The organism is Paenibacillus sp. 7516, assembly GCF_002272715.1.
Lineage (GTDB): Bacteria > Bacillota > Bacilli > Paenibacillales > Paenibacillaceae > Paenibacillus > Paenibacillus illinoisensis_A.
The window spans coordinates 26,642-38,806 of sequence record NZ_NPBI01000008.1 but is presented as its reverse complement, the minus strand read 5'-3'; the positions used below and the strand labels follow the sequence as shown (position 1 = coordinate 38,806).

At 47.3% G+C, this 12,165-nt stretch carries 12 protein-coding genes; 4 read left to right on the top strand and 8 right to left on the bottom strand.

What is annotated here, in order from left to right; translation table 11 throughout:
• Positions 1-143 precede the first annotated feature (143 nt).
• Entirely contained in the window at positions 144-1,082 is a 939-nt protein-coding gene (locus tag CHI14_RS08630) for an AAA family ATPase (protein ID WP_095288029.1), read from the top strand.
• A 106-nt stretch (positions 1,083-1,188) separates the two neighbouring features.
• Here CHI14_RS08630 and CHI14_RS08625 read toward each other — a convergent pair whose 3' ends face one another.
• The 5 genes from CHI14_RS08625 to CHI14_RS08605 all read right to left on the bottom strand — a co-directional run bounded on the left by CHI14_RS08625 (position 1,189) and on the right by CHI14_RS08605 (position 5,262).
• Complete coding sequence (locus tag CHI14_RS08625; protein ID WP_095288028.1) at positions 1,189-2,229, bottom strand: M42 family metallopeptidase; 1,041 nt, start codon at positions 2,227-2,229, stop codon at positions 1,189-1,191.
• A gap of 101 nt (positions 2,230-2,330) precedes the next feature.
• The gene (locus CHI14_RS08620; protein WP_095288027.1) at positions 2,331-2,714 is read right to left on the bottom strand and encodes a LapA family protein; all 384 of its coding nucleotides are present in this window, start codon (positions 2,712-2,714) and stop codon (positions 2,331-2,333) included.
• Between the two features lie 137 nt (positions 2,715-2,851).
• A complete protein-coding gene (pepF, locus tag CHI14_RS08615; RefSeq protein ID WP_095288026.1) occupies positions 2,852-4,642 on the bottom strand; it encodes an oligoendopeptidase F in 1,791 nt (596 codons plus the stop codon).
• A gap of 197 nt (positions 4,643-4,839) precedes the next feature.
• The gene (locus CHI14_RS08610; RefSeq protein ID WP_095288025.1) at positions 4,840-5,025 is read right to left on the bottom strand and encodes a hypothetical protein; all 186 of its coding nucleotides are present in this window, start codon (positions 5,023-5,025) and stop codon (positions 4,840-4,842) included.
• A gap of 3 nt (positions 5,026-5,028) precedes the next feature.
• Positions 5,029-5,262 carry a hypothetical protein gene (locus tag CHI14_RS08605; protein WP_095288024.1) on the bottom strand — a complete coding sequence of 78 codons (234 nt, stop codon included), beginning with the start codon at positions 5,260-5,262 and terminating at the stop codon, positions 5,029-5,031.
• Between the two features lie 163 nt (positions 5,263-5,425).
• On the opposite strand from CHI14_RS08605, the gene CHI14_RS08600 reads away from it, so the two are divergent.
• The gene (locus tag CHI14_RS08600; RefSeq protein WP_095288023.1) at positions 5,426-5,623 is read left to right on the top strand and encodes a cold shock domain-containing protein; all 198 of its coding nucleotides are present in this window, start codon (positions 5,426-5,428) and stop codon (positions 5,621-5,623) included.
• Between the two features lie 127 nt (positions 5,624-5,750).
• Here the strand turns inward: CHI14_RS08600 and CHI14_RS08595 are convergent, their stop codons facing one another.
• The gene (locus tag CHI14_RS08595; RefSeq protein ID WP_095288022.1) at positions 5,751-6,929 is read right to left on the bottom strand and encodes an MFS transporter; all 1,179 of its coding nucleotides are present in this window, start codon (positions 6,927-6,929) and stop codon (positions 5,751-5,753) included.
• 35 nt (positions 6,930-6,964) lie between these two features.
• Positions 6,965-8,305, bottom strand: coding sequence for a polysaccharide biosynthesis protein (locus tag CHI14_RS08590; RefSeq protein ID WP_095288021.1), 1,341 nt, complete (start codon positions 8,303-8,305; stop codon positions 6,965-6,967).
• A gap of 233 nt (positions 8,306-8,538) precedes the next feature.
• Between CHI14_RS08590 and CHI14_RS08585 the strand changes: the two genes are divergently transcribed.
• Positions 8,539-9,564: a tetraprenyl-beta-curcumene synthase family protein gene (locus tag CHI14_RS08585; protein ID WP_095288097.1), complete on the top strand. Its 1,026-nt coding sequence runs from the start codon at positions 8,539-8,541 to the stop codon at positions 9,562-9,564.
• A 54-nt stretch (positions 9,565-9,618) separates the two neighbouring features.
• Positions 9,619-10,590: a 6-phosphofructokinase gene (gene pfkA, locus CHI14_RS08580; RefSeq protein WP_095288020.1), complete on the top strand. Its 972-nt coding sequence runs from the start codon at positions 9,619-9,621 to the stop codon at positions 10,588-10,590.
• 93 nt (positions 10,591-10,683) lie between these two features.
• On the opposite strand, the gene CHI14_RS08575 is transcribed toward pfkA, so the two are convergent.
• A complete protein-coding gene (locus CHI14_RS08575; protein WP_481856395.1) occupies positions 10,684-12,075 on the bottom strand; it encodes an MATE family efflux transporter in 1,392 nt (463 codons plus the stop codon).
• Positions 12,076-12,165 lie beyond the last annotated feature (90 nt).

Below are 12,165 nucleotides of genomic sequence, written 5' to 3'. Positions count from 1 at the left end.
AAGTACAAATCGTCATTCTTTAAAATAGGGCTTAACGCCTTGTTTTGAAGGATGGCGATTTTTTTATATGAAACGTTAGCCATATCCATTACGTTGTAAGTAGTAAGGAAATAATTCCAGCGAAAGGAGAGAACACCACATTTATGTATAAAGAATTGAATGAACAACTGGCTGTGCTCAAGGAAAAGGGGAGAATTTACGAGAAATGGAACAATCGCCTGGAGAAGTTGAACCAGGAAGAAGCTGAGTGGAAAGCGAAAGTACAGCGGCGCTTGGAGCATCTCCAGAAGGAGCAGAATGATGTGGACCGGCTGAATGGTATGACCTTATCTGCATTTTTCTATAACTTGATTGGCAAAAAGCAGGAGAAGCTGGAGAAGGAAGAACTGGAATTAATCGAGAGTAAGGCTGAGTACGATACAGCCTGCCAAATGTTACAAGACATTCATGAGCAGAGAAAAGAAGTGCAGCGCAAACTGGATGAGCAGAGTAAATATCGATTATGGGAAAATGATTACAAGGTGCTGTGGGGCAAAAAGGAAAATCAACTACTGGCGAACCACGATGAACTTAGGCAATTGGCAGAGGATCTGGAGCATTTACGCGGAGAAATGAAGGAACTTAAGGAGGCAGACCGCGAAGGGGAACGCCTGCTCAGTGCACTTAACCGTGCGGGGGATGCGCTCAAGTCTGCAGGGAATTGGGGAGTATACGACATGATGGGCGGAGGTATGATATCCACTCATATCAAACGCGGTCGCATGGATGAAGCTCAATCTGCCTTAACTGAAGCGGGAAGACATCTGAAGCGATTCCAGAAGGAGCTTGAAGATGTGAAAATGGCGGTACACGCCGACTTGGAGCTTGGGGGATTATTATCCTTTGCAGATTACTTCTTCGACAATCTTTTCGTGGACTGGATGGTGCAAGACAAAATCCGTAAAGCCGAATCCCAGGTGGAGGAGGGCAGTCTAACCGTCCGTCGTACATTGCATGTGTTAAAAAATGAAATTCGAGATCATGAGAGGCAAGTAACACAAATCGAGCAGCAATATCGTCAGTATGTGGAGCAGGCTGACTAGGGTGAATATCCAGTTAGGAAAACATGATAGGGTAAAAAAAGATGCCAGACAGCGATGTGAGCTGTTGCTGGCATCTTCCTATATTCCTGAAGTATACAGAGGGTGATTACTTGGTTGTGATGTATGAAGCGAGCAGTCTGGCTGTATTCAAAACGGCATCCTTGTGCGTGCGCTCCATCGAATGGGAAGCATGTACACCAGGACCAATCAGTGCAGCACGAATGTTGTTTCCACCTCGCAAGGCAGCACTGCCATCTGAGCCGTATTGCGGATAAATATCGACGACATAATCGAGATTTGCTTGCTTGGCAAGTTCAATCAGGCGACTCGTCATGTCATAGTCATATGGACCTGACGAATCTTTGGCGCAGATAGATACATCCGTTTCTTTACAGCTGAGATCGTCACCCATTGCCCCCATATCTACGGCGATCAATTCACTGATCTCTGACGGGATATACGAGGCTCCATGTCCAACTTCTTCATAATTCGAAATAAGCAGAGAGACGTTATGTAGAGGCTTCCAGCCTTCCCGATGAGCAGATTCCAAAATGCCGAAAAGGGCAGCTACACTAGCTTTGTCATCCAGATGACGTGACTTGATATAACCGCTTGGCGTAATAACCGCACGTGCATCGAATGAAATAAAGTCACCAACGCCGATACCCAGCTTAAGAACATCTTCCTGGGATGAAACCACTTCATCAATACGAACTTCCATATGACTTTCCTTACGCTCAAAGGTGCGGGCATCCGGGTAGACATGAACCGAAGGGTGCAGGGACAGAATTGTACCGGTGTACGTCTTGCCATCCCGTGTGTGGATCGTGCAATACTCATTTTCAATACTGTGCATGGTAAATCCACCCACAGAGGTTAGCTTGAGCGTACCGTATGAAGTGATCGAACGTACCATGGCGCCGAGCGTATCCACGTGTGCACTAAGTCCAATCGTTTTGGAAGCGTCTTGCCCAGGCAAAGTGAGCACGGCTCCGCCTTTGTTATTTAATTCAAACGAAATATTCAATGATTTGGCTTCTTCCCGGATCATCTCGATAATGTGGTGTGTGTAGCCACTTGGACTTGGGGTATCCAGCAGCTTTTTCAGAAGGTCCAGGACGTAAGATTCATTGATCGTAAAATTCATATAGTGATGCCTCCTCATAATAAGTGTTCCAAAAACAAGAATACAGCCTGTCTGGTCGAATGGGAGATCCATTCCTTATGCCAGCAGGCTGTTTGTTCTTCTTACAACGAATCTGCAGAATTTCCCTTGCGCTGCTGACTTTGGATGGAATCCGTCTCAGCCATGCGGTCCGGTTCAGTTGTTTCGAATGATTCCATTGTTGCGGTGGAACCCAGTGAAGAATAGCTCGAAGCCGTGTTCTCCAATTCGGTTACACGCAATTTCAATTGCTTGTTCTCACGCTGCAATCGATACTGACGGAAAATGCCATAGGATCCAACGATGATTCCGCCAATCAGGGTACAGCCCAGAATCAGCAAAATCAGGGGGATTTGAACCGTGTTAAACAGCAGGTTAACCTGCACGGAATCCACATTAATAACAGCGAAGATTCCGGTAAGAAGTGCAAAAACGAGACCTGCGATGAGGGTCCATTGCATTTTCATGGTGGTGCCTCCTTGTTGAACAATTCAGGAATACGAATGCATTACCCCAAAGAAGGCGCTGTGCATCTGGCTTGATTGTAAAATCCCTTGCCCGAAATGGGCAAGGGATGCAGGTTGCATGTAACAGAGAGACAACTTTATTTAGTCAATTGTTCCATCTGTTCAATCAATTCTTTGAAGACACTCATGGCTTCGCGAATTGGCTGTGGAGAAGACATATCCACGCCTGCTTTTTTTAGAATATTGATGGAGTAGTCACTTCCACCACTCTTGAGGAAACCAAGATAACGGTCTACCGCAGGCTGACCTTCTTCGAGAATCTGTTTGGAGAAGCTCGTTGCAGCAGAGAAGCCGGTTGCGTATTTGTAAACGTAGAAGCTGTTGTAGAAATGGGGGATACGTGCCCATTCCATCTCAATATCCTTATCCACAGCCATGCTGTTTCCATGGTATTGGACGTTGAGGTCGTAATAAATTTCAGACAGCAGCTGCGGTGTAAGGGCCTCGCCCTGTTCAGCACGCTCATGGATGATTTTCTCAAATTCGGCAAACATCGTTTGTCGGAACACAGTTGTACGGAATTGATCTGCATAATAGGTCAACAGATACAGTTTTTCCTTCGGATCCGTGGATTTGTTAAGCAGGTAATCCATCAGCAATGCCTCATTGGTTGTTGAAGCAACCTCTGCCAGGAAGATGGTGTACTGTGCATCCCGATATGGAAGGGTAGTATCCGAATAATAGGAATGCAGAGCATGACCCATTTCATGTGCCAGTGTAAACATGCTGTTCAGATTATCTTTATGGTTAAGCAGGACGTAGGGGTGTGTGCCGTATGCACCCCAGCTGTAAGCACCTGAACGTTTGTTTTCGTTCTCATATACGTCAATCCAGCGGTCATCATATCCAGCCTGCAATGCATTCGCATAATCCTCGCCCAGCGGTTTCAGGCCATCTTTGACGGTTTGTTTCGCTTCCTCATAAGTGATGTCCATTTTATACTCATCAACCAGAGGAGCGAACAAGTCATACATATGCAATTGATCTACACCGAGCAATTTTTTGCGCAGATCCATATAACGGTGCAGGAGCGGGAGGCTTTCATGAATGGTGTCCACCAGGTTGGTGTAAACCTCTGTTGGAATGTTGTCACCATACAGTGACATTTCCATTACGGAAGGGTACTTCCGGACATTCGCATAGAACATGTTTTTGGTGACATTGGCATTCAGGGCTGCGGCGATCGTGTTCTTCTGTTTGGCGTACGTTTCATACACCGCTTTGAAGGCACGTTCACGAACTTCGCGATTAGGGTTCTCCAGGAATTGAATGTAACTTCCGTGGGTAAGCTCCACATCGTTGCCGTGTTCATCCTTAATTTTAGGGAACTTGAGATCAGCATTATTCAGCATGCTGAAGATGGTTTGCGGCGCCTGGGACAGGTTGCCCACCTGTGCAAGCAGGGCTTCTTCCGTTTTGCTCAAGACATGCGCCTTCTCACGTTTCATCTCTTCCAGTGTGAACTTGAATGCAGACAGTTTCTCATCTGCAATGAAAGCATCCAGCTGATCATCCGGCAGAGAGAGAATTTCTGGTGTGACAAAGGAAAGAGCTTCCCCGACACGCACGCTCAGCTTTTGCGCTTTTTGGGACAGGTTTTGGTATGTAGGATTAGCTGTGTCTTCATCTTGGTGCATGCGTGCATACACAAAAAGGCGTTCAATTTTGAGACTTACCTCATCTTCGAGTTCAAAACATGCCTTAAGAGATTCCGGCTTGTTCAGCTTACCTTGAAATTCGGAGGCTTTCTTGGTCAGAGACGTTACTTCTTCGTATTCCTGATCCCAGGCTTTCTGATCGGCGAACAAATCTTCGAGTTTCCACGTATGTTCAGTTGGCACCTCGGAACGTTTCAATAATTGACTCATGGGAATCCTCCTTTGATGAAGTTGATGTATAGACCAATCTGCTCCCGTCTCGCTCGCTTGTGCGGAGAGAGACGAAGGAATCAGACTGAGTACTAGTATGACGAACAGCGATTTTTGATATTTCAACGGCCTTCCTCCTGACTATACGAGCAATTCGGTATAGTATGGCCTCGGGCCGGTTGAAATATTTGAGAGCACTAAGCTCCCATATTGGCCAGGAAATAGACGATCAGGAAAAAAGCAAAGCAAATAAGCAGTGTGGCTATTAGGGCCATTCCCCGTCGCAGTCGATCCGGGATGGAACTGCGTCCCAGAATAAGCACAACTCCCAGCGAAAAGGCAAGGATAATGAAGATGACGACATTGCTTGAGTCAAGCGTCATTCATTACACCTCTTTGAAAGCAGCCATCAGCTGACGCCATTCATCCTCGCGGTTCTCGAAATCGGCTTTTGGAAAACGGCGCTCAGCCCAGTGCATCAAGGCAGGGCGGCTAAGAAACGTATGGCATTCTTCGCCCCATTCCTCGGAAATTTCACGGAGTACGAGGTATTTGCCCTGTACTTCTACCGTCATCATATTCCACTTGTCTCTTTTGTATATTTCATGTTTTTTAATCATAGATAGTCTCCAAACTTACGGTTTTGGTAAAATGATACCGTACCCTACGTTTCAAAGCAAATTTTTTCCGCATTTATTGAAAAGATAAATTGCAAAGTGGAAAGTCATACAGTATAATAAGGGTATTCGCCATAGATGGCGATATTTTTAGGAGGTTGTTCATTTGAAAGGTACAGTTAAATGGTTTAACGCAGAAAAAGGCTATGGCTTTATTTCAGTTGAAGGCGGCGAGGACGTATTCGTACATTTCTCCGCAATCCAAGGCGACGGCTTTAAAACATTGGAAGAAGGTCAAGCGGTAGAATTCGAAATCACTGATGGAAACCGTGGTCCTCAAGCAGCTAACGTAATTAAATTGTAAGATTTTTCCGTTCAACGGATTTCTTATAAATGATTGGCTTCTAGCTGAATATAACGAACCCAAGCACAGTCCCCTACGGAGACTGTGCTTTTTTGTGTTCATTTATATAAAAGAGAGCATGGTGCGCTTATTGTGCACGTTTGGTCATACTGGATAACAGCTTCAGGATGAAGCCAAGAAGTGCAGCGAGTGAGAAAGCCATAGCTGTAAGGTAGAAGACCTGTCTGCCAGCATGATCCAATATTAATCCGCCAAAGGTTCCGCTGAGCAGACCTGAAGCACTTGACCATACGATGGTGAACAGGGCCATACCTGTCGCACGATACGTATCTGGTACAAGGCGGGTAATATATCGGACCGCTGTTACGTAGAAAATGCCAAAGGTGACGCTATGCATGGTTTGAATGGCGACAACAGCCGCGGGTGTATCTGATACAGACATCAGAAATAAACGAAGGGTATACATAAGTGCAGCAAAGGTGAGTAACGGAAGCTCCTTATACCGATTGCCATACTTGCTGAGGAGCAGGAATATAGGAATCTCGCTCACGGAAGAGATGAGCAGCGACCAGCCAATCAGGCCTTCACTGGCACCGAGATCCTTCAGCGTGATGGTGAGAAAAGCTTCGTTCATCCGATGCCCTAATGCCAGCAGGAAGACACACCCGAAAAAGCTCAGCACATCTCTTCGCTTCAGGATTGCCCAGAGCCCGGAGAGCTCCATTTTACTGCTGCTTCCAGAGGGTTCATTTTGATCCTGCAACCGGAAACCGATCAGAAGTGTAATAGCCGCAAGTGTAACGCACACCCACATCGTCCACCCGGGTCCAAAGGAACCAAGAAAATAACCAATGCTTAATGCAAAAAAAGCATAGCCAATGGAGCCGAAAACTCGAATGGACGTGAAATTTCGACCGTATTTGCTTGCGGTGGTAATCGCCATTGTATCGGCAAGCGGGTAGACCGGATAGTAGAAAAAGTAAAATAACGTCACCAGGAAAAATACTTGGCCAAAGGACGTCGCATTGGCGAGCATGACGCCTGTAATTAATTGTCCGCCGAGCAGAATGATCATGACTTTGCGAACCGTTTTGTAGCGGTCACTGGCCATGCTCCAGAACATGTTGGAAAATACAGAGATAAGTGGACCGATACCGTACAAGTAGCCAATCTCGGCCCGGCTGAATCCCAGATGACTGAAGTAAAGCTGGAGATAGGATACCACCAGCACGGTCGAACCGAAGATTGTAAACATAAGTGCCCGCAGCCAGTTTTGATCCGGGCGGGCGTTGTGACTTAATTTCATGTTGAGAGACTCCATTCTTCATTACATTTCAGTATTTAGCCTTTAAGTGAAGATGACTTGCGGGACGGTGGGGCAGACATGGAAGGCTCCTTCTGCGTGCGCCGGATAACAAGCCATACAATGATCAGTTCTGCCAGCAGACCGAGGGACTGAGCCACCGCACCAATCATGCCGTTCCAAGCTGGGAATAGGCTAACCAGAATGAGCAGGACGATCACGGTACAGATTGCATTGGCTGACTGAGAGCGGAACATCGTTTTGGTCTGTCCCCGCAGTAGGATCAGCCCGTTGCTGAAATCAAGAAAAGGCGAAATCAGCGGAAATAGCACAAAGGCTCGCAGCGTCCACAAACTTTGCTGCAGCAGGTTTCCTTGAACACTCATTACATTTTCCAGTACCCATGGACCCAGAGGTGTATAGGCTATGGCTGCTGTCATGGCAAAAGGAATAAATCCGGTCACAAGTGCAAATTTTTTCACCAGTTTGGCATCAATCTCATAGAAATTAAGCACAATTTGATGGATGTAGGTAAAAAAGCTTAACATGAGCTGCATCAAACTGCTGGCTACGGCAAAAGAAGAGATGGCCAGCGCAATACCCGTCGTTTTGCCAAGGACGATATTAATGACAGGTCCAATGAACAAGGCGACAAAACTGGATAACAGCAGCGGCTTGTAGAAGCGGAAAACGTCTCCTTTGTTTTCGACGGGATGATCCTCCAGCTTGGCTGGCATGTTTCGCTTGATGCTGTTTCCCTCAAGAAAACTGACGAGCGCTTCAATCATCATACCTGCCGCAAAAATGATAGCGCCTACACGACCGCTGTTAATACTGTCTGTATAGATGAAATACAAGGATAGGCCATACATGCCTCCAAGACGGAATAACATGCCTATCGTCAGCCATTTGGTTCGATTATTCGTAATGATAATCCCTTGATAGATATTGCGAATGACCGAGAAGATACTGACGTACATCAGGATTTCGTAGACATCGATTACTTTGGACAATAAATCGGGACTCACGCCGAACAGATATTTGAAAACCACTGTACCAATGGGGGAGTATACGATAAGGAATCCGATCAGCAGTACGCAGGCAAGAAATATTTTGGTGACGAAAGTGAGGGCCTGAAAGGACAGGCGGTCCCGTACCAGCGCAGAACAGGTCTGCCGCAGCAGTGTGGAGGGGCGTTCCGTAAGGGTCAGCAGGCTGCCTGCAATGGCGTAGCTGGCGATGACCGTCTCCGGGTGGGCGGATCTGGCGAGTGTACTATTAATAATTACGTGAGAAATGGTAACCAAAGAGGCGGATATGCCGAGCGGTACAAAAAAAGCAAATAACCGTCTCCACGAGAGAGGCTCACTTGACATCATGTCAACGACTCCTTTGATGGATGAAATATGCTTAGTATATCACAAAGGCTAGTTGGCGGAAGCGATTTTTTCCCGTGATTATGCGGTAGATCATTTGTACAATTAAGGGGTTCATATTATAATGGGATTGGTTAAAAATCGCTCTAATACGTATTCAACCAAGTGGAGGCACATTTATTTTGAGCCAATCTAATCAAAGTCGACATCAATATCCGCGGGGACCGCTGGAATTGATGAGAAGGGTGTACAAGTACACCATTCCGGAAACGCGGAAAGAACTGGCTGAGTGGAGAGCTAAAGCTGAGAAAATTCCGAATGAGGAATTGCGCAATCAGGCTCTTGCTAGTCTCAAGGACAAACAGTTTCACTGTGAGGGCGGAACGGTTTATGCTTTGCCCGATATGCCCAAGAGGCACATCTTGATTCCGCTCATCGTTTCTTATCAAACCATTAGTGATTATTTGGACAATCTGTGCGACCGCAGCACATCGATGGACCCGAATGATTTTCGGCTTCTCCATCAATCCATGCTTGATGCGGTAGATCCCGAAGCAACGCCGGTCAATTATTATGCGCTCCGTGAGGAGCAGGACGACGGTGGATACTTGCGGAATCTGGTGACGACATGTCAGGAGCTCACACGTCAGCTGCCTGGATATGCGTCCGCCAAGCCCCAAATTCAGGATCTGGCAGGCCTATACACGGACCTGCAGGTATATAAGCACATCAAACCGGAACTGAGAGAAACGGCACTGCTCGAGTGGTGGGCAGAGCATCGCCACCGTACACCTCAGTTCCGTTGGAACGAATTTGCCGCCGCTACCGGCTCTACGCTGGGCGTATTCATGCTGTTTCTGGCTGCGAGTGATGATCAGCTGACTGAAGAGCAGGCGGCCTCAATCCATACTGCCTATTTCCCGCATGTATGCGCATTGCACATTATGCTCGATTATTTAATCGATCAGGATGAAGATCGTATCGGTGGAGATCTCAACTTCTGCAATTATTACGAAAATGTGGAGACGATGCTAGACCGCATTGCTTTTATTGTGGAGATGGCCCGCAGTGATGTGCAGAATATTCCGGGAAGTGCTTTTCACCGGATGATTATCGAAGGACTGCTTGCCATTTACCTGTCTGATCCCAAAGTCAGCGAACAGCAGGAAGTTCGCGCCATATCCAAGCGTTTGATGAAGAAGAGTCCAATGACCAGAGTTTTTTTCTTTATCTTCAGTCGCTGGATTCGCAAGCATATGTAAGTCAGGCGCATTGTTGCGGAAGCCTGAAGTGAAACTAGAGGAGGAAGAAACATCATGACAGCAGTAAAAAAAATCGCAGTTTTAACGAGCGGTGGTGACTCACAAGGAATGAACGCGGCTGTTCGTGCGGTGGTTCGCAGCGGACTGTTCCACGGTCTTGAAGTATACGGTGTTCAACGCGGGTACCAAGGTCTGTTGAACAACGATATATTCCCAATGGATCTGCGTAGTGTAGGTGACATCATTCAGCGCGGGGGAACGGTTCTGCAATCCGCCCGTTGTAAAGAGTTCTATACTGCGGAAGGTCAGCAGAAGGGAGCTGACATCCTGCGTGCACGCGGCATCGATGGTCTGGTTGTAATCGGTGGGGACGGCTCTTACAATGGTGCCAACAAACTGAGTAAACTCGGCATCAATACAATGGGTCTTCCGGGAACCATCGACAACGATATCTCGTTTACGGATTACACGATCGGGTTCGATACAGCAGTAAGCGTTGTGGTAGATGCAGTCAATAAACTGCGTGATACCATGTCTTCCCACGAACGTTCTTCCATCGTTGAAGTTATGGGCCGCCACTGTGGTGATATTGCGCTTCATGCCGGACTGGCTTCTGGCGCAGAAACGATTCTGGTGCCGGAAGTTCCTTTTGACATGGATGAAGTGGCAGACCGGATGAAAGCCAACTTCGCACATGGCAAACGCCACAGTATCATTATCGTTGCCGAAGGTGTTGGCAGGGGTGAAGATGTGGCCAAAGAACTGATGGAACGCTGCCCGACATATGAGCCGCGTGTAACAGTACTAGGTCACATTCAACGTGGCGGTACACCGACTCCGTTTGACCGCAACCTTGCCAGCCGTCTGGGAGACTTTGCAGTGCGCAGCCTGATCGCGGGAGAGACCGACAAGGGATGTGGCATTATCAAAGGTGAGCTTGTTCTGACAGACATCGATAAAGTCGTTAACACCAAAAAGGATTTCGATATGAACACCTACGAGCTTGCACAACGTTTATCTCAATAAACAACAAGCAAAAGAGCACAGCGCCGTCTCAACGGGCTGTGCTCTTTTTGTATGAAGCAACATGATTTATCTGTTTATGTTATATCGATCGGTTTATCGGGATTGCTCGATCATGCGGACGGTCGCTTTTCGCTGAACCAGGAATAGCCTCCAGAGAAGTGCTGCAGCACCGACCGCGAGGCCGGCAATCAAGCCGATCCAGTATCCAAAAGCGCCAAGCGCTGTATACGTAGCTGTAATGTACCCCACTGGAAGACCAATGATCCAATAAGCCACAAACGTAATGATCAGTGCAGGATTAACGTCTTTGTATCCCCTTAGAGCACCCTGAGTCGGTGTTGCAATGGCATCGGAAATTTGAAAGAAGATGGCGTATATCAGGAAATGCTGAGTCAACGCAATGACCTCTTGCTCGTTTGAGTATATCCCTGCAATTTGTTCCCCGAATACGAGCAATACGACCGCAGTAAGCAACGAGAGAACGATGGCTCCGCCGATGCCAAGCAAGCTGTACTGTTTGGCATCTTTCAAACGTCCTGCACCCGCCTCATAACCGACCAGAATGGTGAGGGCCATACATATGCTCACTGGCAGCATGTACAGCGTAGAGGCGAAATTAAGGGCGGCCTGATGCGCAGCAATCGTGATGGTATCAAATCGGCTCATCATCAATGTGACGGCTGCAAAGATGGACGTTTCAAAAAAAGTAGCGAATCCAATAGGTACCCCGATTTTGAGCAATTCCTTCCATTTGCCCAGCGATATGCCGGAGAGATGGCGGAACACACCATACTGGGCGAAGGGTTCAATCCGGTGAACAAAGAAGATGCTGATCAAAAAAATGATCCAGTATGTACATGCGGTAGCGACGCCTGCACCTACACCTCCCAGCTGGGGGAAACCCCAACGTCCGAAGATGAGCAGATAATTCAGCAAAATGTTAACCGGAAGCGACATTAACGTAATTAACATGGTTATTCTTGTCTGTCCAAGTGCATCCATGAAACTGCGCAGCACGGTATACCCGAACAGTGGAATGATGCCAAAAGCCAGTGCGCTCAAGAAATAAAGAGCTACCCGGGCAACCCGTGGCTCCAGAGGCATCCCATTCAGAATTGGGGTGAGTACCATGGCTCCGATGGCAAGAACGGCAAGGCTCACCGCGATACCCAGATAGAGTGCCTGGATCACACTGTGGCCGATCTGATCATTGCGCTTGGAACCCAGCAGGTGGGATACCACGGGAGTGATTCCGATAAGAATACCACTAAGGCCGGTTTGTACTGGCATCCACAGACTTGTGCCAATAGCTACACCAGCGAGATCCGCGGGAGAAAACTTGCCTGACATATTGGTGTCGAAGAAAGACATGGCAGACAGGGCAATTTGTGTTGTGAATATCGGTAGAAATATGATCAGGAATTGTTTTACTTTTTGCGAAAAACGGGTGGTGGTCATGTTCACTTGAAGTGCCTCGCTATTCATAAGAGTGATCATCAAACTGTCATATCGACAGCTATTCATTGTAGTGGATTTTGCTGAATTTGAACAGGGAAAGGCCGTATTTACGTGGCA

Bases quoted from the DNA above. Each gene is read 5' to 3' on its own strand.
- CHI14_RS08630 (WP_095288029.1), top strand. From the start codon at position 144: ATGTATAAAGAATTGAATGAACAACTGGCTGTGCTCAAGGAAAAGGGG.
- CHI14_RS08625 (WP_095288028.1), bottom strand. From the start codon at position 2,229: ATGAATTTTACGATCAATGAATCTTACGTCCTGGACCTTCTGAAAAAG.
- CHI14_RS08620 (WP_095288027.1), bottom strand. From the start codon at position 2,714: ATGAAAATGCAATGGACCCTCATCGCAGGTCTCGTTTTTGCACTTCTT.
- pepF (WP_095288026.1), bottom strand. From the start codon at position 4,642: ATGAGTCAATTATTGAAACGTTCCGAGGTGCCAACTGAACATACGTGG.
- CHI14_RS08610 (WP_095288025.1), bottom strand. From the start codon at position 5,025: ATGACGCTTGACTCAAGCAATGTCGTCATCTTCATTATCCTTGCCTTT.
- CHI14_RS08605 (WP_095288024.1), bottom strand. From the start codon at position 5,262: ATGATTAAAAAACATGAAATATACAAAAGAGACAAGTGGAATATGATG.
- CHI14_RS08595 (WP_095288022.1), bottom strand. From the start codon at position 6,929: ATGAAATTAAGTCACAACGCCCGCCCGGATCAAAACTGGCTGCGGGCA.
- CHI14_RS08590 (WP_095288021.1), bottom strand. From the start codon at position 8,305: ATGATGTCAAGTGAGCCTCTCTCGTGGAGACGGTTATTTGCTTTTTTT.
- CHI14_RS08585 (WP_095288097.1), top strand. From the start codon at position 8,539: ATGAGAAGGGTGTACAAGTACACCATTCCGGAAACGCGGAAAGAACTG.
- pfkA (WP_095288020.1), top strand. From the start codon at position 9,619: ATGACAGCAGTAAAAAAAATCGCAGTTTTAACGAGCGGTGGTGACTCA.
- CHI14_RS08575 (WP_481856395.1), bottom strand. From the start codon at position 12,075: ATGAATAGCGAGGCACTTCAAGTGAACATGACCACCACCCGTTTTTCG.